Below are 20,947 nucleotides of genomic sequence, written 5' to 3' on the forward strand. Positions count from 1 at the left end.
GGCGGTGGCGGCGACGCCCGTGGCCGGCGGCATCGGGCGGAGATAGTGCACCGTCGCGTCCTCGGCCGTCACCGCACCCGCGAGCGCGGTCGGCGCGACCGTGCCCCCGGCGTCGATCCGCGCGGCGAGGCTGACCCGCGCGCCGGTGACCGTCCCGTCGGTGATGTTGGAGGTGATCCACTCGCGCTCCCCCGTGCCGAGCCCCGCGGGCCAGAGCGCGGGCAGATCGGCGACGGCCAGGCGGTCGAGGCGCGCCTCGGCCTCCACGGTCCAGCCCGCGCCGTCGCGCTGCGCGGCCGCGGTCGCGCTGACGGTGGGTGAAGGGCCGTGCCTGCCGGGCAGGACCAGGCTGGCCGCGGTCACGGTCACGCGTCCGGGGTCGAGGTCAAGCTCGGCCCGCCCCGAGACGACCGGCAGCGTTCCCCCGCCCGGCAGGTGCGCGCGTCCCTCGCCGACCCGGGCGGCGATGCGCGCGCTGTCGAGCGCGAGCCCGGCGGCGAATGCCACCCGCACCGTGCCCGAGAGCGGCGCCTCGAGTGCGGCGAGCGGGGCGAGGGCCGGCAGGGCCGCGGCGAGATCGGCCGGCGCGACCGGCGCAACCGTGACCTCCAGCGCGCCCGCGGCGTCGGCCCCGAGCGTGCCGCGCGCCGAGAGCCTGAGCCGGGCCTCGCCGGCGACCGCCGATCCGAACAGCGTGACCGTCACCCCGCCTTCGTCCCGGCGCCGCAGGTCGAGCAGCGCGCCCGGAATGCGCCAGGTCGCGCCGAGCTGGCGGTCGATGATCGCGAGCTCGGCGCCGCGGATGCGGACCCGTTGCAGCGCGCCGGTCCAGCGCTGCCGCTCCGGCGCGCTGCCGAGCTCGGCGAGCAGCGCGGCCGCGAGCGGCGTGTCGTCCGAGGGCGGTGCGTCGGCCGCCTCGGCCGCCGGCGTGCCGAGATCGACCGTCACCCGGCCGTCCTCGCCGCGCAGCAGGGTCAGCCGTAGCCGGCGCAGCTCGATCGCACGCGGCTCGATCCGCCCGAGCAGCAGCGCGCGCAGCCCGAGGCTGACCGAGCCCTCGGGGATCTCGGCGAGCGTTTCGCCGCCCGGGCCGAGCGCGCGGACATCGGACAGCCGGATGTCGAGCGGACGGTCCACCGCCTCGCCGAAGCCTTCCCAGACCAGCTCGGCCGTGCCGATCGCGAGCCGCGCGGCCAGCCCGCCCTCGGCCGCGCGGGTCTCCAGCATCCGCGCGAGCGCCGGCACGCTGACGGGACCCCGCGAGAGCTGCCAGGCGAACACGCCGGCGGCCAGGGTCGCGAACACCACCAGCGCGAGCGCCAGCCCGACGAGGCGGCGCAGCCAGCGCGCCGAGGCGCGGATCATCCCGCACCTCCTGCATTGACGCCCCGGCCGGGTGGGTGTTCGCCTTGGCCGCGATGACCGCCGACGCGCCCGCGCTGCCGCCGCCGCACGACCGCGAGTCGGTCGAGCGCGGCCTCGCGCGCTGGGCGGAGGAGACCGAGGCGCCGGTCGGGCCCGCCCACCGTCCGGTGCTGGAGACGATCTTCGGCAACAGCCCCTATCTCGGCGGGCTGGCGCTGCGCGAACCGGAGACGCTGATCCGTCTGCTGGACGAGGGGCCGGATGCGGCCTTCGGCGCGGTGCTGGACGGGCTCGCCGCGGCCGAGCCGGAGGCCTCCCGCGCCCAGCTCGCCGAGACGCTGCGCACCGCCAAGCGGCGCGCGGCGCTGGCGATCGGGCTCGCCGACATCACCGGGCGCTGGCCGCTCGAGCGCGTCACCGGCGCTCTTTCCGCGCTCGCCGACGCGACCCTCCAGGCGGCGGTCGCGCATCTTCTGCGCGAGGCCGCGGGGCGCGGCGAACTCCGTCCGCGCTGGCCCGACGACCCTGCCCGGGGCAGCGGCCTGATCATCCTCGGCATGGGCAAGCTCGGCGCGCGCGAGCTCAACTACTCGTCGGATATCGACCTCATCGTCCTGTTCGATCCGGAGGCGGCAGCCTATCACGGCGACAACCCCCTGGCGTTCTTCGTCAGGATCGCGCGCGATCTTGTCAGGCTGATGGAGGAGCGCACCGCCGGCGGCTACGTGTTCCGCACCGACCTCAGGCTGCGCCCCGACCCGGCGGCGACCCCGCTCGCGGTGTCGGTCGAGGCCGCGCTCACCTATTACGGCGCGCTCGGCCAGAACTGGGAGCGCGCGGCGATGATCAAGGCGCGGCCCGTGGCCGGCGACCTCGCCGCCGGCGCCTCCTTTCTCGCCGAGCTCCGCCCCTTCGTCTGGCGCAAGAACCTCGACTTCGCCGCGATCCGCGACGTCCATTCGATCAAGCGGCAGATCCAGGCGCATCGCGGCGGCGCAACGATCGCGGTCGCCGGCCACAACCTGAAGCTCGGCCGCGGTGGCATTCGCGAGATCGAGTTCTTCGCCCAGACCCAGCAGCTCATCTGGGGCGGACGCGATCCGGCCTTGCGCGAGCCGGCGACGCTGCGCGCCCTGGCGGCGCTGACGCGGGTCGGGCTGGTGCAGGAGGGCACGCGCGCCGAGCTGGAGGCCGCCTACCGCTTCCTGCGCCGGATCGAGCATCGCCTGCAGATGATCGATGACCGCCAGACCCATACCGTGCCGGCCGAGCCGGAGGGGCTGGCGCGGCTGGCCGCCTTCGCGGGGTTCGCCCATGTGGAGGATTTCGCCGCCGAACTGACGCGCCAGCTCGCGCGCGTCGAGCGTCACTACGCCGCGCTGTTCGAGGCGGCGCCGGAGCTCGGTGGACCCGGCAGCCTGGTGTTCACCGGCGTCGAGGACGATCCCGACACCATCGCCACCCTGCGCCAGATGGGCTTCGCCAACCCCTCGGGCGTTGCGGCGACCGTGCGCGGCTGGCACCACGGCCGTCCGCGCGCCACGCGATCGAGCCGGGCGCGCGAGATCCTGACGGAACTCATGCCCGCGCTGCTCGCCGCCTTCGCACGCCAGAAGGAGCCGGACCAGGCACTCGCGCGGTTCGACGCCTTCATCACCCATCTGCCCGCCGGGGTGCAGCTGTTCAGCCTGTTCCAGCGCCATCCCACCCTGATGGACCGGGTCGCGGCGATCTGCGGCGCGGCCCCGCTGCTCGCCGACTATCTCGCGCACCACCCGCCGGTGCTGGACGGTCTGCTCGACGGCGCGCGGCCCGACAGTTCCGTGGTGCCGGCGCTGAGGCCGCTGCTCGCCGAGGCACGGGGTCTCGAGGAGGCGATGGACGTGGTGCGCCGCGTGGTGCACGAGCGCGCCTTCCTGATCGGCGTCGCCACGCTCGAAGGCGCGCTCGATGTCGATCGTGCGGGGGTGGCGCGCGCGCGGCTGGCGGACGCGGCGCTGAAGGCGCTGCTGCCGCGCGTGGTGCGCGACTTCGCCGCCCGCTCCGGCCGGATCGCCGGCGGGGCGATGGCGGTGGTCGCGATGGGCAAGCTCGGCGGGCGCGAGATGATGGCGGCCTCCGACCTCGACCTGATCATGCTCTACGAGCACGCGCCGGGCGCCGAGGCCGCCAGGGGCGGCAGCGGGCGGCGGCTCACCCCGCCCGAGTATTTCGGCCGCCTCGCGCAGCAATTCGTCACCGCGATCACCGCGCCGACCGGCGAGGGGAAGCTGTTCGAGGTCGACATGCGGCTCCGCCCCTCGGGCAACAAGGGACCGATCGCGGTGCAGCTCGCCGGATTCGCGCGCTACCAGGCGGAGGAGGCCTGGACCTGGGAGCACATGGCGCTGACGCGGGCACGCGTGATCGCGGGGCCGGCCGGCCTGCGGCGGCGCGCGACGGAGGCGATCCGCGCCGCGCTGATGCGGCCGCGCGATGTGGCCAAGGTGCGCGAGGATGCCCGGTCGTTGCGTGCACGTATCGCCAAGGAGATCCCGCCCTTCTCGCCCTGGGACGTCAAGTACCGCCCCGGTGGGTTGCTCGAGGCCGAGTTCGTCTGCCAGGTCCTGCAACTGGCCCATGCGGCGCGAACGCCCGCGGTGCTCGCCGGCTCCGCCGGCGCCAGCCTGCGCGCGCTGGCCGCGGCCGGCGCACTTGAGCCTGGGGAGGCGGCACGGCTGATCGCGGCCTCGCGGCTGTTCCGCACCGTGCAGGGCGTGCTGCGGCTGACCGTCGGCAAGCCGCGCACCGCCGAGGACATTCCGCCGCCGGTGGTCGAGGCGCTCTGTCGCGCGGCCGCCACCGCCGGCGTGCGCGGCGCCGTTGACCTCCCCGCACTCGGGGCCCAGATGCTCGCCTGCGCGCGCGATGTCCGCGCCGCGTTCAACCGCCACGTCGCCGATCTCGGTCCGATCGATCCGGGCCCGGACGCTTGAGGGGAAGCTCACGCATGCCGACAGCCAAGAAGCCCGCGGCCACGGCCGCTGCCCCGGCCGGGATCCCGCCGGGGGTGAAGGAGGGCGATGCCGCGCCGGAGTTCTCGCTCGCGGCGACGGGCGGGCGGACGGTCAGCCGCGCCGCCATGAAGGGCAGGCCGTTCGTACTCTATTTCTATCCGAAGGCGGACACGCCCGGCTGCACGACCGAGGCCTGTGCGTTCAACGAGGCGCTGACGCAGTTCAAGGGGCTGGGGCTCGACGTGATCGGGGTGAGCCCGGACAAGGTGCCGGCGATCGAGACGTTCGCCGAGAAGTACGGGCTGACGTTTCCGCTGGCCTCGGACCCGGAGAGGAAGACCGCGCAGGCCTACGGCGCGTGGGGCGAGAAGGTGTTCATGGGGCGGAAGTCGATCGGGCTGATCCGCAGCACGTTCCTCATCGATGCGAAGGGCAAGGTCGCGAAGGTGTGGAAGAAGGTGAAGGTGGACGGCCACGCCGCCGCGGTGCTGGAGGCGGCAAAGACACTGTAGCCCGGGGGGGCCACTGGCCCCCGGATCCCCTCGACGACAGGTCCCGCTACTCGGTGATGCCGAGGCTCCTGACCAGCGGTGCCCAGGTCGCGTTCTCGGAGCGGACGAACGCGGCGAAGCGCTCCGGCGTGTAGCCGCGCATCGCCGGCGTACCCATCTGCTCGAAGCGCTGCTGGATCACCGGGTCCGACAGGGCCTGTTCGACCGCCGCCGCCATGCGCGCGACGATCGGCTGCGGCAGGCCGGCAGGGCCGAACACGCCGTACCAGGAATAGGCCCTGTAGTCCGGCAGGCCGATCTCGCGCGCGGTCGGCACCTCGGGCACGAGCGAGGAGCGCTGGTCGGTCGCCATGAACAGGATACGCGCGGTGCCGGCCTCCTGGAGCGGCTTGAGCAGGCTCGCGATGTCGAAGGTGTAGTGCACCTCGCCGGCGGCCAGTGCGGCGAACACCGGACCCGAGCCGCGATAGGGCACGTGCAGCACCTCGGCGCCGATCGCGCGGGCGAAGGTGGCGCAGGCGATGTGACCCGAGGTGCCGACGCCGGCCGAGCCGTACTGGTACTTGCCCGGATTGTTCCGGAGCAGCTGGATCAGCGCCTGGGCGGTCTCGACCTCGAGGCCGCGCCGCGTCGCGCCGAGCCCCACGGGCACGAACACCGTGGGCGCGACCGGCGTGAGGTCCGTCACCGGATCAAATGGCATCGGCTGCGGCAGCCCGGGCGCGAGGCCGATCTGCGAGAGGGTCGCCATCCCCAGCACGTCGCCGGTGGGCGGCTGCTTGGAGACGAAATCCACCCCGATCACGCCGCCGGCGCCGGCGCGGTTCTCCACCACCACCGGCTGGCCGAGGATCTCGGAGACCTTCGGCGCCCAGAGCCGCGTCGTGACATCGGTGCCGCCGCCCGGCGCGAACGGCACGATCAGGCGCACCGGCCGGGTCGGCCACGTCTGCGCGCGCACCGGCGCAGCGAGCGCGAGGGCGGCGAGCAGCGTGCGGCGGCGGACAGTCAGGCGCGACATCACGGTCTCTCCATGGTGGGCCGGCGCACCTTAGGTCCGGAGCCGTTCCGCAGCCAGGGGCATTGACCTCGGCGTCGCCGCGACCGAACACGCGCGGGACGCACGGGACCCGGATCGACCATGACGATGCATGATGCGCGCGCGATGGAGGAGCTGTGCCGGGTCCGCCCCGAGTGGGTGGACCACTACGGCCACATGAACCTCGCCTACTACCTGGTGGCGTTCGATCTCGCGACCGACCGGCTCTGGCCGATCCTGAACCTCGGTGCGTCGTTCCGCACGCGCGGGCTCGGCACCTTCGCCGCCGAGTCCTGGCAGGCCTATGTGCGCGAGGTCGTGCTCGACGCACCGCTCGCGGCGGACAGCGCGGTGCTCGCCTTCGATGCCAAGCGGCTGCTGCTCCGCCATCGCCTCTACCACGCCGCGGAGGGCTGGCTCTCGGCGGAGAACGAGGTGCTGTATCTCTGCGTCGACCTCGCCACGCGTCGCGTCGCGTCGTGGCCGGAGGACGTGCTGGAGCGTTTCGCTGCGGCAAGGGTCGCCGACGGCGCGAAGCGGCTGGCGCTGACGCGCCCGGGACGTTGACGCCGGCGCCGTGCGGCGCCGATCATCGCGCCACCACGAACACGGGGAGACCGTCCGATGCGCCTGTCGCGCCGCGCCCTGATGGGCGCCAGCCTTGCCGCACCCTTCGCCGCCCCGGCCTCCGCCCAGGCGCGCTACCCGGAGCGCCCGGTGGTGCTGGTGGCGCCGTTCGGCGCGGGCGGCGCCTCGGACGTTGCCGCGCGCACGCTCGCCGCGCACGCCGACAGGCATCTCGGCCAGGCGATCGTGGTGGAGAACCGTACCGGCGCGTCGGGCATGATCGGCTCGCTGCACGTGCGCCGCGCCGCGCCCGACGGCTACACCCTGCTGATGGCGCGCATCGCCTCCTCGGCGATCGTGCCGGCGATCGATCCCGCCGCGCAGTACGCATGGGACGAGTTCACCTTCCTCGGCATGGTGGACATCAATCCGTACGTGTTCGTGGTGCGCGACGACGCGCCGTGGCGCACGCTGGCCGAGCTGGTGGACGAGATCCGCCGCCGCCCGGGCGCGCTGAATCATGGCTCGTCGGGGCCGAGCACGATCCTCAATCTCGGCGTGCGCTATCTGCTGCTGCAGGCGGGGCTCGCGCCGGACGCGACGGTGGAGGTGCCGTTCCGCGGCGGCGGCGAGGTGGCGACCGCGCTGCTCGGCGGGCAGGTGCAGATCGTCGGGCAGAACCTCAGCGAGGCTGCCGGCGCGATCGCGGGCGGGCGGGTGCGCGCGCTCGCCGTCACGACGCCCCGGCGCTTCCCCTCGATCCCCGATGTGCCGACGGTGCGCGAGGCCGGATTCCCCGCGCTCGAGGCGATCGTCGGCTGGGATGCGCTCGCCGGTCCGCCGGGCCTGCCGGGGGCCGTGACGCGGAAGTGGGACGAGGTGCTCGCCGCGCTCGCGAAGGACGAGGGCTGGACGGCAGCGACGCGGCGCGTGGGCTCGGTGCCGTGGATCACCGACGGCGCGGCGGCGAAGGCGTATGTCGGCGAGCAGGTGCAGCTCTACCGCGATCTCGGGCGGCGGCTGGGCATCGTTGGTGCGGAAATCGCTATTTGGCAACAGCGGACAGCGGTATCTGGCAACGGGAAGCGCTAACCCATTGAAATAGACCAGAAGGCCATCCGACACCCTCCTCAATGTGTCGGGCCTCCTTCCCGAGCCGGAAAGATGGCTTAGACCCAGTGAAGGCCGCTGTTTGCCGCGGTTTCAGCGGGCTCGGCTACCCTGATGCAAACGGCTTTGAAGGTGCCTTGGTAGGCGAGGTGTCGGAGGTGTCGGGGACTTCACCAGCAGAGGTGTCGGCCTGTCTCTCGGCCGATGGATATGCAAACCATACCCCCCGGTCAGCGGTGGCAGCACCTGGATAACCAGCTATCGCTCCAGCTTCACCGAGCTGTCGCCCGAACTCTCGCATATAGCATTCCATAAGCATATTCGCTGCAACTTCAGTATCTGTAAAAGCCGACGAGAGTCGCCGAACGTCATCGACGAACTTAACGGAGCTTAATAGGGCCTCTCTGTCAAGCATAGGTCTACCGAATAGTATATGATCTGCGCTGATGCCCAGGGCACGGCTGAACGCCGCGAGGGTCTGTGCGGGCATGCCACGCTTACCTGATAGGTAGGCCTGAACTGTGTCGTAAGGGATTTGGGTAGCCGTCGCGAGGTCGCGAAGGTTCATCCCACGGACCTTCAGCCAAGCCCGAATCCGAGCCAGGACCCGCAGTTCATCGTCTGATCGACCGAAGTCTCTTGCCATATATGGACGATTGTCCGTAAGCTGACGCCATGTCAGCACCACACTACGCCGATCAGGCCAGGGATCAAAGGAAGCGCCGAGCGGCCGTGCCCGCGGAGATTCGTGCCGCGTTCATCGCACAGGGAACGAACTTCGCTTCCTGGTGTAGGGTTCATCGGATAAGCCGGCCCTATGCGGTCCAATGCCTCACTGGCCAGCGTGCCGGACGATCTGCCGTTGCACTGCGCGAGGTAATTCTGAGGGCGGCGGGGATGGCCTCGCGGCGCGGTGGCGAGTGATGCGCTGGATCAGCGCGGCCCAAGTCGCACCGATCGTGGGGGTTGCGCGATCGACTGCGGCGACTGGCCTCGCCCTCCTGGAAGCCGGTCGCCCGTGGCGCGGCATCCGTCTGCCTCGGGAATGTGTGACGCGCACACCCCGACCAGGTGCCCGCGCCGATGGTGCCTTGATGATCCTGGCATCGGCCCTTCCGAAGGAGTGGATTCGCCACCCCGAGCTGCTCGCCGAGCTCGCCGGCGCCGCGAGTCCGTCCACCGCGCTCGTGCCCTACATCGTCCCCCAGCCGCGCGCCATCGTGGCTCAGGCGTCGCGTGCGCTGACCGTCGCCGGCGCCGCGCCGCTCGACACGGCGGCCGAGGCCGAGGCGATTCGCGCGGCCGTGTCCCATGTGTCGTGCCCGCGCACTCGGCTGGCGCAGACGGCTGAGCTCATCGCCACCCGCACGCTGCGGCGCTCGCCGGAGCGGGGCGTGCTCATCCGTGCCGCGTGCGACACGGTCCCCGGCGTCTCCGCCCGATCGCTGTACCGGGCCATCGGCTGGATCAAGCAGGGGCAGGGGCAGGCGCTTCCCGCCCGCAAGAAGCGCGCTGACGCCGGCAAGCGGCGCGTCCATCTGAGCGCAGCGTTCGATCTCTTCGCTGTCGAAAATGGAGTCCCGCCCGAACGGCTCGCGGAGCTCGCCGAGCGCGTGCGCCGGCTGATCCGCGGCGGTTGGACGGACGCGCACGGTGCGGCCACCGGCTGGCGCTCCATCCGCGACAACATGGGCAAGGTGCTGCGCGCCCTCTTCGCGGAGTACGGCGTCGTGATCCCGCCGCTCGGGCGGCGCGCGTTGGAGCCCCTGATTCCGCCGCACGTTGTGAAGGCCGAACGGCATTTCCGTGATGTCGCTGTGCGCAAGCACGATGCGGGCCGGTGGCACAACCGGCACCGCATCCCGGTCGACCGCTCCATCGCCGGCCTTCTCCCCGGGCAGGTCGTCTGCGTCGACGCAAAGACCGTCGATATCAACATCCGCTGCGACGATGGCGTGCTGCGCTCGATCAAGATCGCCGCGGTGATGGACGTCGCCACGGGGTGGATGGTTGCCGTGCCGATCGCCCCAGAAAAGGGGCGCGGCATCCGGCGCTCCGACACGCTGCTCGCCCTCGGGATCTTCTGCCGCGAGTTCGGTGTTCCGGAGGTGATCCAGCGCGACAACGGCAGCGAGTACGACACGCCCGAGGTCTATGAAGAGATCACGGAGATTGTCCGCGCCGGCCTCTCAGGCGACCGGCCTCCGCTGCGCGAGAAACCGGAGCTGATCGCGAAACCCTACAACGCAGGGACGAAGCCGATCGAAGCGGCGTTCAAGCGTGCGCAGATCAAGGCTTTCGAGCTGATGCCGGGGGCCCACTCAGGCCAGTGGTCAAACAAGCGGACACGGCGGCAGGGTCAGCCGCCATCACCCTATCCAGGCACCTTCGCGCAGTGGTGTGAAGACTTCCAGAAGATGATGCGCCTGCTTAACGAAGACACGCCCTACACGATCGGCGATCGCAAGGGCAAGACGCCGCGCGAGCTCGTTGATGCGGCGATCGCGGACGGATGGAAGGCGGCGGCGCAACTCACTGACGAGGAAGTCGGCTTCGTCTTCTCAGACAGGGATGAGCGCGTCGTGCAGCCCGGCGGGCTCCTCAACTACGGCTCTCTCAAGTTCCGTCACCCGGCGCTCGGGTCGGAGCGATGGATCGGCCGCACGGTCGAGGTTCGCTGGCCGCGGGTCGGATGCGATCCCGCGGCGCCTCCCGTGTTGCACGTGGTCGATCCGAAGATGAAGCGGCGAATCTGTGTCGCCGACGCGACGCGCGCGTCATATCTCGGCAAGGAAGGCATTGCTCGACGGCGCGACCTCGATCGCGCGCAGGCGCGGCATGTCGCGGCGCAGGAAGCGCAGGTTGATCCCTTCAACGTGTTCGAGGGCTCCACGGCCCGCGCCGCGGCGCTGCCTGCCGCGATGCCGATTCCGACCCACGCCACCGCGCGCGCCGTCCCTGACGGCATTCCGTCCGAGGGAGCCGAGGCGGGCGGCGACAAGGCGGGCGGTGCGACGCTGATCGCGCTCGACTCGCCCGAGCACCGGAAGAAGCGCGAGCGCGAGGCACGGAAGGCGCAGCGGCCGCGCTACGTCCTGCGGGGAACCTGGGATGCCCTTGCACGACGGTGAGCAACTTCGGTGCGCCACGGCGCCACGGCACCCCACACCGCTGAGGGGAAGCATCGATCATGGCTGACGTGATCCCGATGAAGCCCGCCGTCGTCGCGCGGGCGCCAGAGCTCCCCGAGGGAGTACTCCCGACGGAGACCGTGGTGCGTCTTGATGCCTTTCTCACAGAGGTGCTCTACGGCGACCCCCTCGATCCTGCTGGTCGCAAGCTCGGCGTGTTCGCCGGACCAACCGGAGTGGGCAAATCGCACCTGGCCCGAGCCTGGGCGCGAGAGCGTGAGGAGCTCTATGTTCTGCTCTCCGGTGGCGATGAGCTGAAACGGCACGATCTCCTCAGGCAACTCTTCTGGGCTCTGAAAGACCACCACACGACGGTAAGGAATCTTGGTTGGTTTGGTCCAGACGACTACAATCCGGCTACCGGCTTCCTGTGGCTGAGGCGGGAGCTCCTTCATCCGCCCGGCCATCCGGAGTTCTCCAAGCCGCTGATCATCGATGAAGCCCAGCGGCTCGCGCCATGCGGTATCATGGCGTTGGCCGATCTAGCGGAGTGCGGCATTCGGATCGCGCTCATCGGCACCGATGAGCTGACCCTGCGGCTCTTCGGCGACCACTCCAAGGAGCATGACCGCCGGCGCTGGGCTCAGGTCTCGTCGCGGTTCACCGATCGCGTCGTGATGCCGCCGATCGATGAACTGCCGATCCAGGAAGACCGCGAGGTGCTGGCGCGTGGCGCTGGCATCCGCTCGGCCGAGGCGATCGGGCAGTTGCGTCGACTGGTGACCGGCGACGGCGCATTGCGGGAGGCGGCGCTGATCATGGCTCGGGCGATCCGGGCGGCTGGGAGCGCCGAGGCCGTCACATCGAAGCACATAAAGGCAGCGGCGCGCGCGTGGGGGATCGATGCCTGAGCGGCTCGCCCGCGCGGCGGAGGTGGCATCGCGCGCGGCCCTCGCGACGCGCTTGGGCGAGCTCGCCCGGCTGCCCGAGAGGCCGCGCCGGCGCGCCTTTGCCCGGCTGGTCGCGGTCCGCGCCCTGCGCGCCTGGTGCTCGTCGCTCGGTGGCCCGCGCTGGCGCGCGGCCGAGCTCTTCGCCGCTGCGTGGAAGGACGGCGCGATCGCGCGCCCGCCGGTGGTCGCGGCCGAGCTTCCACGGTTCTGTGGCCGGTCCGTTCGCACCTGGCACCGAATCAACGACGTGTTCGGTCCCGTGCCGCTCGCCGGCGCCTATCGCCCGCGCCGCTTCGACGTTGCCGCCGACCCGCGCGTGCTGCGCGTTGCCGAAGCGATGGTTCTCTGTAAGCCGAGGATTACGCCCGCGCGGCTGCATGCGGCGCTGCGCAACAACTTCGGCACGGCGGCGCCGAGCAAGTCCGCCTGCGCCCGCTGGCTCGCGGCGTGGCGCGCGGCGAATGCCGCCGCGCTCAAGCGGCAGATCACAGACACGGCACGCGCCACCGGCGCGGCCCGAGGCGCGCGGCGATGACGCGCGCGCGACACGAGATGCGGCCGGCGGGGTGGCCCCCCGCCGGCCCATCCGGGTGGCATGTCGCCGCCCGGCCTTCACCACCGATGAGGACCATCATGGCGAAGAAGTCGAAGGATACAGAGGCGGACCGGAGGGCGCGAGCCTTGCCCGTCAGTCTCGACTCCTGGGGCGCCACCCCCGACTCGGGTGTGACACCGTCGATCCGCGCGCGACGGGTACTCGCCGGCGTCCGTGTGCTTGATCTGGCACTCGCCGCGGCGGCCCGCCGTGACAACAGAACGGGTCGGGACGACGCGGCTGCGATCGCCGAGGCAATGCTGCTGCTGTTGGAGTACGCCTATCGCAACCCCGCATTCCCGCATGGTTTCCGCTTCGAGTCATTCTGGCGCGAGGTCGGAAAGGACGCCCTTCTCGTGTCTGACGGCTGCGCCGTGATCGCGCGCGGCCTCTGGCCACCTGAAGAGCTGCGGTTGTTCCGCCGGAACCTCGCGCGCCTGCGCGCTCGACTCACCGATGCCGCCGGCGACCGTGCGGCGGCGGCTCCGCTCGTAAGCGCGTCTTCAACCCAGCTTGAAGGAGCACACGCATGACGACGCCTGCGAACCACGATCACCGTCCGGTACAGCCGATCGACTTGGAAGCCGGCCTCGCTGCGGCGCTGGTAAGGGAGCTCGCCACCGGCCCGATCGAAGACCCGGTTGCGATCGCGGGCGAGCTCTGCCGGCGCCGCCGCGTCGACGCCGAGCGTGGCGAGCGAACGAACCTGCCGGCCGAGACCCGCCGTGCGGGGCGCATCGCGGTCGACGGCGCGCCGCAAATCTCCGGCCACACCGTCGGCCGCGTCGCCTTGGAGCCGATCCCGGCCGCGCGCATCGTTCTCCTCGTTGCCGACAATCGCCATGTGACGCTCGCCGATCCGGGGCCAGCCGACAGGCTCGGCGTGGCGGTGGACGACGACGTCGACGTGGGAAACATCGTGACGGTTGCGCTCAGCGGCACCGAAGAGGTGACCGCGGCCGAGCACATTAAGCGAGGGGCGCCGCTCGCGCCCGGGCCGCTGGGTCGCGCGGTGATGGCCCGCGGGCTGCCCGGCGACACGATCGGGATCATCGGCTACGCGCTGGCCGAGGCAGCACCCGGCGAGGCCGTCCCGGTGCTGCTGACTCCGGGCGTGCTCTACCCATAGGAGGCGGTCGTGCCCGAGAGGTTCATGACGAAGCGCCACTTCGGGCTGTTGCACGTGGCCCGCCAGCGTCTCGGGCTGACCGATGACGACTGGCGGGCGCTCCTGCATCGCGTCGCCGGCGTGGCGAGCTCGCGCGAGCTCACCCCGCACACGTTCCAGCTCGTGATGGATGAGCTCGGCCGCCTCGGCTTTGCGTCGACCTGGTCGCGCAACACCTTCGGCGGCGTGCGGCCTGGCATGGCCACGCCGGGCCAACTCGCGCTGATCCGCGATCTGTGGCGGGACTTTACTGACGGTGCCGGCGACGATGTGTCGCTCGGCCGATTCATGTCCGGGAAGGGATGGCCGTCGCACCTCCGCTTCCTGGACGGCGAGACGGCACGGAAGGTGATCGGCGCGCTCCGGGTGATGTCGAAGAGGAAGCGGCCGCGCGGCCCGGTGGAAGGGCCGCCGGCTGCGGCATGACGCGCGGTCGGGATTCGATCATGGCGGCGGCCGGGGCGACCTGGTCGCCGCTCCTACATCCGGCGTCGCCTCGGCCACCCCGCGGCGACTTCACCCCCCTCGGGGGCCGTCACGCTCGACCCCCGTCGGAAAACGTCGAGTTTGAAAGGGGTTTGAAAGGGTTTCACGCGAGTCGGCGCGCTGGCGGGTACCCCGGTAGCACCGAAGGTGCCGGAGGCCGCTCAGCGACGCTCTGTGGCCGTTTAACGGACGCAGGCCGGTTTGCGGGCGGTGGGGCTGGCGCCGCGACCAGAGCGGCGCGATACTCACCGCAGCGACGGCGGCGGGTCGGAAGCGGCTCCGAGAACCCCCGCCCGGTGGTCCCGCGGCCTGCTCGCGGGATCTCTCCTCAAGCTCTCCCGCTGAACCCCGTCAGCCTGAGGAAGTGGGCCGAACCGGGCTACCTCCGGGTGGCCATGGCAACCCGCCCGCCTTCGCGCCGTGCGCCCTCCGCGACCGCCGCGCCAGCGCCCCGGAAACACCTGCCGCACCTGCTGCGCGAGATCGCCGAGGTGTTCGGCGAGGCGATGGCGGTCAAGCTCGCCCGTACCTTCGGCGGTCAATACGTCTACCTGCCGAAACGTGCGCTGCCGAGCCACCCCATCGCCAAGGCGACCAACGTCGGGGTGCTCGCGTGGCTGATCCAGCATCATGACGAATGCGAGCGGATCATCGTGCCCTCGGGGCGCGCGCTGCTCATCAGCGACCGCGTCGTGCAGGCGAAGAAGCTGCACGACGCTGGAATGACGGTCGCGCAGATCGCCTCGCGTGTGCGCGTGCACGTGAGGACAGCCCACACCTACCTGCGGCTCGCCCGAGAGAGAGGACTCTGATGACGGAAACCATCCCCGCGGAGGTGCGCCAGGTGCTCGCCGACATGCCGGCCGAGGCGCGCGCCGAGCTCGCCACGTTGGCGAAGGCGATCGCCGCGCTGGACGCGAAGCGCGTGGCGACGGAGGCGCGTCGGGCGAAGGCCGCTGCGGTCGCCGAGCAGATTCAGGCCGCGGCGAACGCGCCGGAGCTCGCGGCCGAGCCGGAGATCGACGCGCCGAGTGCCGATCGCGTCAACGCGCTCATAGAAGGCGCGCAGCCTGGCTTGGCGCCTCACGTCCAGCGAGCGCAGCGCCGTAAGCGGAACGAAGAACGCGGTGCCGCGCAGGCGCAGCTCCGTCACGACGCCGAGGCGCTGGCGGCCGAGGCCGCGCGCCTCGCCGCCGATATCGAGGACCTGGACGAGACGCTGAAGCGCAAGCGCCTCGCCTTCCTTGGCGCCAGCATTCGGGCGCTCGCGGCGGCGGCCCGCCGGCAGATGATCACCTATCTGCGTGGCGCGACGCAGATCGGCCAGGGAGTCCGTGACGCATACTACCCGCTCGGGGCAACCCCACCCGTTACGATAGACGATCTGATCGCTATCAAGGTCGCGTTCTGGCGCGGCGACGGCAGCAACAATCGCGACCACTTCTGGCCGCCGTCCTGGAACGGCCGCGAGAACGCCTATCGTGACGAGCTTCAGCCGTTCGACCCGACCGCCGCCCTCGCGGCATTCGAGGCTGCGCTCCGCGATGACGCGCCGCGCGTCGGCTGATCCGGCCGCGCCGGCCGAGGATCGCGACCAGGCCGAAGCGGTGCTGCGCATGCCCGCCGGCCTGACGGCCGAGGCGGTGGCCGCCCGGCTGCGCCGGCGCTTCGGCGCGAGCGCATGGACCGCCGCGGCGGTGCAGCGGTTCCGGGTGCGCCACGCGCCGTATCTTCGGCGCGGCAAGATCGAGGCCGACATGACGCTGAAAGCGTTCGTCGACGCCCGCGTCGGGGCGATGACGCTCGACCGTCTCGCGGCGCTGCTGCGCGAGCGGTTCGGGCCGGGCGCGCCGAGGCGATCGTCGTTACAGCGCTACATCAAGCGCGAGCGTCGGCGGCTCAACACCATCGCGACCCAGGAGGCGCGCACATGACCCTTAGTGCCGAGGAACTCAACGAAGCCGTAGCCGAGCTCGCCTACCAGGACCAACAGAATGGCGTGCCGCCGGAGCCGTTTCGCGACACCGTGCAGCTAGCCGCGCGGATGTCACCCACCGAAGCGCGGATGCTTGTGGTCCGCGCGATCGCCGGCACCGTCGAGCCAGGCAAGGAATGGGCCGGGACGCCCGAGGGGATCGCGCGCCAGATCGCGCGCGCGGCCTCGGCGCTGGAAGCGCGCCGCGCGGCCGTCGGCATGCCGATCGCCTATGCCGAGGCGGTGCACCGCGTCACGCCCGAGGTGACTTGGCTCGCCGGCGGACCGATGCCGCCGGTGCCCGGCGAGCAGCCGCGCCCGCTCGCCGTGCCGACGCCGGCGGGCGGCACCGTCACCGTATTCCGGTAGGTGCCGGGTCACGTGACCGATCTCACCGTCCGCCTCGTCCTGACCGCCGACGGGCGGCCGCTGCGGACGGAGATCGTCGGCGCGACCCGGCAGGTCGAGCAGTTCACCACCCAGCTCGAACGCGGCGGGGTGCGGGTCGAGCGGAGCTCGGTGCAGGCCGAGGGCGCGATGCGGCGGGTCGGCGCGGCGGCCACCGGCGCCGGCACGCAGATCGCGACCGCGATGGACGGCCGGGCCACGCCGTCGGTGACGAGGCTCCAGACGGCGCTGTTCCGCGCCTCGACGGCCGCGAGCACGGTGCTGACCACGGTCGGCGGGATGCCCGGGCAGTTCGGCGCGGTGGCGAATGCCGGCGGGCGGATGGCGGCGGCGCTGTCGGGCGGGCTCGCCGGTGTGGCGGTGCAGCTCGCCGCGTTCGGCGCGCAGATGCTGTTCGCGCAGCGCTCGACCGAGACCGCCGAGCAGGCGAGCCGCACGTTCGGCGACGCGCAAATTGTGCTGCAGCGGGCGTTGAGCGGAGTCTCAGACACGCTGGAGACCGCCGAGCAGCGCACGCGGCGACTGACCATCGCGCAGCGGCAGAACGCGCTGGCGCAGCTCGAAAACGCGCGCGTGCTGCTGGAGCGCCAGCGCGCCGAGGCGCGTGCCTTCGTTCAGGGTACGGAGGCCGAGATCGCGCGGCTGCGCAGCCAGCTCGGGGAGCAGGACTTCGACTTCCAGACGTTCCGTGACGGCGCCGCGCCGCAGCTTCGCGAAAGGGCCAACCTGCTCCGCGTGCTGGAAGCGCAGCTCGACTCGCTGGCCGCGGCCGAGCGGCGGCTGTTCAACGCGCCGCTGCCGAGCGGCAGGCCGGAGGCACGGGCCGGCGGCGCGGCGCGGCCGGCGGCGCGGGCGGAGCTCGATCCGTTCGCGCGGCTGCGGGAGGCGGGCCGCGCGCTGGAGCAGGAGCTGCGCACGCCGCTGGAGCGCTATCGAGACGAGCTCCAGCGGCTCGACAACCTGTTTCAAGGCGGGTTCATCAACACCGAAACATGGACCCGTGGCCTCGCCCGCGCCGGCGAGGAATTGCAGAAGGCGCAGCGCTCGGCCGAAGGCGCGAGTGCGGGCGTCTCCGGCCTCGAAGGCGCCTTCGAGCGGCTTGAAGAGTCGATCGAGGGGGTTGGTCGCGCCTCGGCGCAGATGCTCGCGGATGCGCTGGTCGGCGTGCGCGCGCTCGAAGGCGGCGTGATGGGGCTGATCCAGCGCTTCGCGTCGGACGTGCTGCGCAAGCTGATCTACGATCAGATCACCGCGCCACTCGCGCAGGCCGCGGGCGTGTTGCTGCGGTCCGGCCTCGGCTCACTGTTCGGCGCGTTCAGCGGTGCTTCGGCGCACAGCATCCCCGGCCCGCCGATCATCCCGGTCACCGCGACACCTCTGCACACCGGCGGCATTGTCGGCCGCGAGGGCGGGGCGTCGCGCGCGGTGCCCGAGGCGCTGTTCGCGCACGCGCCGCGGCTGCACTCGGGCGGGTTCATCGGCCCGGGCGAGGTGCCGATCATCGCGAAACGCGGTGAGGGCGTGTTCACGCCCGAGCAGATGGCGGCGATGGGCAGCGGCACGGTGATCGTGCAGAACATTGACCAGCGCGGCGCCGGGGCGCCGCCGATCCAGACCGAGACCGGGCGCGGTCCCCGCGGCGAGCTCGTCATCCGTCAGATCATCCGAAACGAAGTCAGCCGAGGGATTGCCGATGGCGCGTTCGACCGCGAGATGGGCATGGCCTACGGCGCGCGCCGCGCAGGGCTGCGATGAGGGGCGCGTGTCACATGCTCGTCTCGCCGAAAGGCGAAACGGTCGACGCGATCCTCGCGCGTTGTCTGACCGTGGGGGCGCGCGGGGCGGCCGTCGTGTTTCTCGCGCAGAATGATGCCTTCTACCCCTACTACCGCTATGTCGCGCGGCGGCGCTGGCAGCACGAGATCGTTGAGGAGGGCGCCGGCGTCGTGATCCTGCTTGCGCGCCCCTGGAAGATCGCTTGCTTCGAGGCGCTGTCCTACGGCCGCTGGATCGCCGGCGCCACCGCGCTCGCGCTCGCGAGCTGGATTGTCTGACGTGACCGCCCACCTCCCCGCCTCGGCTTCGCGGTCGCTCGCGACCTGGGGCAACGATCCGCTGCGGGGCACGTTCGGTGATCGGATCGAGCCCGACCCGCTGGCGCTGCCGCCACGCGGCGCAGCGCGCGGCCTCGCGGTGTTCCGGGCGCTGGAAGCGGACGGTGAGGTCGGGGCCGGGCTTCAGAAGCGCAAGGCGGCCGTGATCGGACGGCGCTGGGAGATCAGCCCCGGCGCCGACACGCCGGCCGGCCATGCCGCCGCCGAGCTCGTGTGCGCCGCACTCGTCAACCTCAACGTCGAGCAGCTCATCGGGAGCTGTCTCGACGCGCGGCTCATGGGCGTGTCGATCGTCGAAGTGATCTGGACCGAGGCGCCCGGCGGCATGCTGGTCCCGCTCGACACCAAGCATCGCGACCAGCTCCGCTTCACCTTCCGGGACGCGCAGCCCGAGCCCGAGCTTCGGCTGTTGACGCGCGCGCAGCCGCAGGACGGCGAGGCGGTGCCGGAACGGAAATTCATCGTGCACCGGCATGGCAGCCGCTACGGCAATCCCTGGGGCCAAGGGCTGGGGCCGGTGCTGTTCTGGCCGGTTTTCTTCAAGCGCCGCGGCATCGCGTTCTGGGTTGGCGCGCTGGAACGCTTCGGCCAGCCGACGGCGATCGGCCGCTACCCGCCCGGCACGGCGGAGGAAGAGCAGAAGAAGCTCCTGCATCTGCTCGCCACCATCGGAACGGAGGCCGGCGCGATCCTGCCGCAGGGGATGACGGTCGAGCTTCTGGAGGGGCTGCGCGAGGCTGGCATGGAGGGGCATGCGCAGCTCGCGCGCTACATGGACGCGCAGATCGCGCTGGCGATCTGCGGCGCGACCCTGGAAAGCCACACGCATCTGAACAGCGTGCGCCAGCTCGCCGCGGCCGACGCGGCAACTCTCGCCACGACGCTCCATCACACGCTGCTGCACTGGATCGTCGATCTCAACATGCCGGGCGCGCCGGTGCCCTTCATCCGCTGGGACTTCACTGACGGGCGCGCCTCGGCCAAGCGCGCCGAGGTCGACGCGATCCTGTTCAGCATGGGCTACCGCCTGCGGGAGGATCGGCTGCGCGAACGCTACGGCACCGGCTATCAGATGCAGGCGCCGGAGCGCCCGTCATGAAGGAGCGCGTTCCCGTCGAGACCTGCCGCATCGTCGCGCGACCGCATCCGTTCTCTAGCGAACGGATCGACCGCACCGTCAAGGCCGGCGCGACGATCGCCGAGCTGCTCGCCGAGGCGGTGCCGGATCGGGTGCTGCACGGCTACGCGCACGTGTCGCTGATCGATGATGCGATGACGTGCGAGACGGTGCCCGTGCCGCGCGAGGTCTGGACGCGCGTCCGCCCCAAACCTGGTACACGCGTGCAGATCACGCTGGTGCCGATGGGTGGCGGACGCGGGAAGAACCCGCTGCGCACGCTGCTGTCGATCGCCGTGATCGCGGCGAGCTTCTTCCTGGGCGCAACGGTCGGTGGCCTCCTCATTGGCGAGGTCGGCTCGACGTTCCTCGGCCTGACGGTGACCAAGTCGCTACAGGCGGCCGTCGGCGGCTTCATCATCCCCTGCGCCGGCCCGCTGCTATTCTGCGCCGTTCCCCCACAGAAGGAGGTCTTCTGATGACGCTGCTGCTCGCCACGGTAGCCCCGGGCTTCGCCCTTCTCTCCCAGGACACGGCCTTCGCCGGGACGGCAGCGGCCTCGGCCGAGCTGCTCGCGCGCGAGGCCGTCACGGCCGGCGGCTTCGCCGGCGACGCCATGCCCGGCGCACCGGGCGGCGAGGTCGCACCGATCGATCACCACCGGGCGAAGATTCAACTCATTCCCGGCCTGCGCGTCGCGATCGGTGGCGCCGGCTGCGTCGCGACCCATTTCCGATGGCTTGAGCGCCTGGTCACGGCCGGTGTCGGCTCGATCGAGGACATCTCGGCCGTCGCACCCGAGCTGCTCGCCGGCGCCTGGTCGCGAGGCGCCGCCGGCCCCTACATGGCCGTCGCGGTCGGCTGGTCGGACATCGAAGGCCGGCCGCTCGGCTTCGCCCTTGCCTCGGGCGAGGGGTTCGTGCCGCGGCGGATCGAGCCGGGCAGCGGACACGCTCTTCATCCCGGCCCGGCGACCGATGACGCCGCCTATGACGATCTCGCCACCATGTGGCAGCCGGCCGCGCTCGGCCACGGTGCGCTGCCGTTCCATCGGGCTTATGGTGCGAATGTCGCCCGCGCCTGGTCGGCCGGCCGCTACCCGCGCGGGATGGTGGTCGGGGGCTTCCTTCAGACCGTGACGATCACCGAAGACGGCGTGACCGATGCCTGGGCCGCCTTGCCCGGCGAGGTGCCGAGCGTGCTCCAAAGCCCGATCGGGCCGCTCAGCGTCGCGCTCGGGCCGGACGACACCCTTCAGTTCCACGCTGGCGGCCTGGTCATGGTCGATCCGGAACAGCGGGACGCCCTCGAACGGGCGCTGTTAGAACGGTCTCAAGCGGCCTTGGACGCTGCTTGAGCCGAGGTTCGCGCGGCGGCGCTGTCCATGCGGGTGAGACGCCGCGCGGATGGAGGG

Annotated in this window: 21 protein-coding genes and 1 pseudogene; 19 read left to right on the plus strand and 3 right to left on the minus strand. The window is 71.7% G+C overall.

Translation table 11 applies throughout. From position 1 onward, the window contains the following. A pseudogene (locus ACTIFU_RS10490) lies at positions 1-1,365 on the minus strand (hypothetical protein); the annotation flags it as partial. 53 nt (positions 1,366-1,418) lie between these two features. On the opposite strand from ACTIFU_RS10490, the gene ACTIFU_RS10495 reads away from it, so the two are divergent. Together ACTIFU_RS10495 and bcp are read left to right on the plus strand one after the other, a co-directional pair. Further along, a complete protein-coding gene (locus ACTIFU_RS10495) occupies positions 1,419-4,340 on the plus strand; it encodes a bifunctional [glutamine synthetase] adenylyltransferase/[glutamine synthetase]-adenylyl-L-tyrosine phosphorylase (RefSeq protein ID WP_439578278.1) in 2,922 nt (973 codons plus the stop codon). Between the two features lie 14 nt (positions 4,341-4,354). Continuing rightward, a complete protein-coding gene (gene bcp, locus ACTIFU_RS10500) occupies positions 4,355-4,873 on the plus strand; it encodes a thioredoxin-dependent thiol peroxidase (protein WP_439578254.1) in 519 nt (172 codons plus the stop codon). Positions 4,874-4,919: 46 nt separating this feature from the next. Here bcp and ACTIFU_RS10505 read toward each other — a convergent pair whose 3' ends face one another. Next, positions 4,920-5,894, minus strand: a complete 975-nt coding sequence (locus ACTIFU_RS10505) for a Bug family tripartite tricarboxylate transporter substrate binding protein (RefSeq protein WP_439578255.1) — start codon at positions 5,892-5,894, stop codon at positions 4,920-4,922. 120 nt (positions 5,895-6,014) lie between these two features. Between ACTIFU_RS10505 and ACTIFU_RS10510 the strand changes: the two genes are divergently transcribed. Beyond that, the gene (locus ACTIFU_RS10510; RefSeq protein ID WP_439578256.1) at positions 6,015-6,479 is read left to right on the plus strand and encodes an acyl-CoA thioesterase; all 465 of its coding nucleotides are present in this window, start codon (positions 6,015-6,017) and stop codon (positions 6,477-6,479) included. 57 nt (positions 6,480-6,536) lie between these two features. After that, positions 6,537-7,571: a tripartite tricarboxylate transporter substrate binding protein gene (locus ACTIFU_RS10515; RefSeq protein ID WP_439578257.1), complete on the plus strand. Its 1,035-nt coding sequence runs from the start codon at positions 6,537-6,539 to the stop codon at positions 7,569-7,571. Positions 7,572-7,695: 124 nt separating this feature from the next. Here the strand turns inward: ACTIFU_RS10515 and ACTIFU_RS10520 are convergent, their stop codons facing one another. Beyond that, on the minus strand, positions 7,696-8,235 hold the full coding sequence (locus ACTIFU_RS10520) for a helix-turn-helix domain-containing protein (protein ID WP_439578258.1): 540 nt from the start codon (positions 8,233-8,235) through the stop codon (positions 7,696-7,698). A gap of 448 nt (positions 8,236-8,683) precedes the next feature. Between ACTIFU_RS10520 and ACTIFU_RS10525 the strand changes: the two genes are divergently transcribed. The 15 genes from ACTIFU_RS10525 to ACTIFU_RS10595 all read left to right on the plus strand — a co-directional run bounded on the left by ACTIFU_RS10525 (position 8,684) and on the right by ACTIFU_RS10595 (position 20,890). Beyond that, positions 8,684-10,720 carry a hypothetical protein gene (locus ACTIFU_RS10525; RefSeq protein WP_439578259.1) on the plus strand — a complete coding sequence of 679 codons (2,037 nt, stop codon included), beginning with the start codon at positions 8,684-8,686 and terminating at the stop codon, positions 10,718-10,720. Positions 10,721-10,779: 59 nt separating this feature from the next. Then, entirely contained in the window at positions 10,780-11,631 is an 852-nt protein-coding gene (locus ACTIFU_RS10530; RefSeq protein ID WP_439578260.1) for an AAA family ATPase, read from the plus strand. Continuing rightward, positions 11,624-12,205 carry a hypothetical protein gene (locus ACTIFU_RS10535; protein WP_439578261.1) on the plus strand — a complete coding sequence of 194 codons (582 nt, stop codon included), beginning with the start codon at positions 11,624-11,626 and terminating at the stop codon, positions 12,203-12,205. Before ACTIFU_RS10530 ends, ACTIFU_RS10535 begins: the two co-directional genes overlap by 8 nt. A gap of 98 nt (positions 12,206-12,303) precedes the next feature. After that, on the plus strand, positions 12,304-12,798 hold the full coding sequence (locus ACTIFU_RS10540; RefSeq protein ID WP_439578262.1) for a hypothetical protein: 495 nt from the start codon (positions 12,304-12,306) through the stop codon (positions 12,796-12,798). Further along, positions 12,795-13,394, plus strand: a complete 600-nt coding sequence (locus ACTIFU_RS10545; protein ID WP_439578263.1) for a hypothetical protein — start codon at positions 12,795-12,797, stop codon at positions 13,392-13,394. Before ACTIFU_RS10540 ends, ACTIFU_RS10545 begins: the two co-directional genes overlap by 4 nt. A gap of 9 nt (positions 13,395-13,403) precedes the next feature. Then, positions 13,404-13,859: a regulatory protein GemA gene (locus ACTIFU_RS10550; RefSeq protein ID WP_439578264.1), complete on the plus strand. Its 456-nt coding sequence runs from the start codon at positions 13,404-13,406 to the stop codon at positions 13,857-13,859. 455 nt (positions 13,860-14,314) lie between these two features. After that, on the plus strand, positions 14,315-14,731 hold the full coding sequence (locus ACTIFU_RS10555) for a hypothetical protein (RefSeq protein WP_439578265.1): 417 nt from the start codon (positions 14,315-14,317) through the stop codon (positions 14,729-14,731). Beyond that, positions 14,731-15,486: a hypothetical protein gene (locus ACTIFU_RS10560; RefSeq protein ID WP_439578266.1), complete on the plus strand. Its 756-nt coding sequence runs from the start codon at positions 14,731-14,733 to the stop codon at positions 15,484-15,486. Before ACTIFU_RS10555 ends, ACTIFU_RS10560 begins: the two co-directional genes overlap by 1 nt. Next, complete coding sequence (locus ACTIFU_RS10565; protein ID WP_439578267.1) at positions 15,464-15,853, plus strand: hypothetical protein; 390 nt, start codon at positions 15,464-15,466, stop codon at positions 15,851-15,853. Before ACTIFU_RS10560 ends, ACTIFU_RS10565 begins: the two co-directional genes overlap by 23 nt. Beyond that, complete coding sequence (locus ACTIFU_RS10570) at positions 15,850-16,263, plus strand: hypothetical protein (protein WP_439578268.1); 414 nt, start codon at positions 15,850-15,852, stop codon at positions 16,261-16,263. The genes ACTIFU_RS10565 and ACTIFU_RS10570 overlap by 4 nt, the downstream gene beginning before the upstream one ends. A gap of 12 nt (positions 16,264-16,275) precedes the next feature. Further along, positions 16,276-18,057, plus strand: a complete 1,782-nt coding sequence (locus ACTIFU_RS10575; RefSeq protein WP_439578269.1) for a hypothetical protein — start codon at positions 16,276-16,278, stop codon at positions 18,055-18,057. Positions 18,058-18,071: 14 nt separating this feature from the next. Beyond that, positions 18,072-18,356 (plus strand): hypothetical protein, encoded by a 285-nt coding sequence (locus ACTIFU_RS10580; RefSeq protein ID WP_439578270.1) that lies wholly within the window; start codon positions 18,072-18,074, stop codon positions 18,354-18,356. A gap of 1 nt (position 18,357) precedes the next feature. Continuing rightward, entirely contained in the window at positions 18,358-19,515 is a 1,158-nt protein-coding gene (locus tag ACTIFU_RS10585) for a phage portal protein family protein (RefSeq protein ID WP_439578271.1), read from the plus strand. After that, the gene (locus ACTIFU_RS10590; RefSeq protein ID WP_439578272.1) at positions 19,512-20,012 is read left to right on the plus strand and encodes a hypothetical protein; all 501 of its coding nucleotides are present in this window, start codon (positions 19,512-19,514) and stop codon (positions 20,010-20,012) included. Before ACTIFU_RS10585 ends, ACTIFU_RS10590 begins: the two co-directional genes overlap by 4 nt. After that, the gene (locus tag ACTIFU_RS10595) at positions 20,012-20,890 is read left to right on the plus strand and encodes a hypothetical protein (RefSeq protein WP_439578273.1); all 879 of its coding nucleotides are present in this window, start codon (positions 20,012-20,014) and stop codon (positions 20,888-20,890) included. Before ACTIFU_RS10590 ends, ACTIFU_RS10595 begins: the two co-directional genes overlap by 1 nt. Positions 20,891-20,947: the final 57 nt, after the last annotated feature.

It is taken from the genome of Elioraea sp. (assembly GCF_051860475.1).
Lineage (GTDB): Bacteria > Pseudomonadota > Alphaproteobacteria > Acetobacterales > Acetobacteraceae > Elioraea.

Coding starts and splice junctions, on each gene's coding strand:
- ACTIFU_RS10495 (WP_439578278.1), top strand. CDS start 1,419: ATGACCGCCGACGCGCCCGCGCTGCCGCCGCCGCACGACCGCGAGTCG.
- bcp (WP_439578254.1), top strand. CDS start 4,355: ATGCCGACAGCCAAGAAGCCCGCGGCCACGGCCGCTGCCCCGGCCGGG.
- ACTIFU_RS10505 (WP_439578255.1), bottom strand. CDS start 5,894: ATGTCGCGCCTGACTGTCCGCCGCCGCACGCTGCTCGCCGCCCTCGCG.
- ACTIFU_RS10510 (WP_439578256.1), top strand. CDS start 6,015: ATGACGATGCATGATGCGCGCGCGATGGAGGAGCTGTGCCGGGTCCGC.
- ACTIFU_RS10515 (WP_439578257.1), top strand. CDS start 6,537: ATGCGCCTGTCGCGCCGCGCCCTGATGGGCGCCAGCCTTGCCGCACCC.
- ACTIFU_RS10520 (WP_439578258.1), bottom strand. CDS start 8,235: ATGGCAAGAGACTTCGGTCGATCAGACGATGAACTGCGGGTCCTGGCT.
- ACTIFU_RS10525 (WP_439578259.1), top strand. CDS start 8,684: ATGATCCTGGCATCGGCCCTTCCGAAGGAGTGGATTCGCCACCCCGAG.
- ACTIFU_RS10530 (WP_439578260.1), top strand. CDS start 10,780: ATGGCTGACGTGATCCCGATGAAGCCCGCCGTCGTCGCGCGGGCGCCA.
- ACTIFU_RS10535 (WP_439578261.1), top strand. CDS start 11,624: ATGCCTGAGCGGCTCGCCCGCGCGGCGGAGGTGGCATCGCGCGCGGCC.
- ACTIFU_RS10540 (WP_439578262.1), top strand. CDS start 12,304: ATGGCGAAGAAGTCGAAGGATACAGAGGCGGACCGGAGGGCGCGAGCC.
- ACTIFU_RS10545 (WP_439578263.1), top strand. CDS start 12,795: ATGACGACGCCTGCGAACCACGATCACCGTCCGGTACAGCCGATCGAC.
- ACTIFU_RS10555 (WP_439578265.1), top strand. CDS start 14,315: ATGGCAACCCGCCCGCCTTCGCGCCGTGCGCCCTCCGCGACCGCCGCG.
- ACTIFU_RS10560 (WP_439578266.1), top strand. CDS start 14,731: ATGACGGAAACCATCCCCGCGGAGGTGCGCCAGGTGCTCGCCGACATG.
- ACTIFU_RS10565 (WP_439578267.1), top strand. CDS start 15,464: ATGACGCGCCGCGCGTCGGCTGATCCGGCCGCGCCGGCCGAGGATCGC.
- ACTIFU_RS10570 (WP_439578268.1), top strand. CDS start 15,850: ATGACCCTTAGTGCCGAGGAACTCAACGAAGCCGTAGCCGAGCTCGCC.
- ACTIFU_RS10580 (WP_439578270.1), top strand. CDS start 18,072: ATGCTCGTCTCGCCGAAAGGCGAAACGGTCGACGCGATCCTCGCGCGT.
- ACTIFU_RS10590 (WP_439578272.1), top strand. CDS start 19,512: ATGAAGGAGCGCGTTCCCGTCGAGACCTGCCGCATCGTCGCGCGACCG.
- ACTIFU_RS10595 (WP_439578273.1), top strand. CDS start 20,012: ATGACGCTGCTGCTCGCCACGGTAGCCCCGGGCTTCGCCCTTCTCTCC.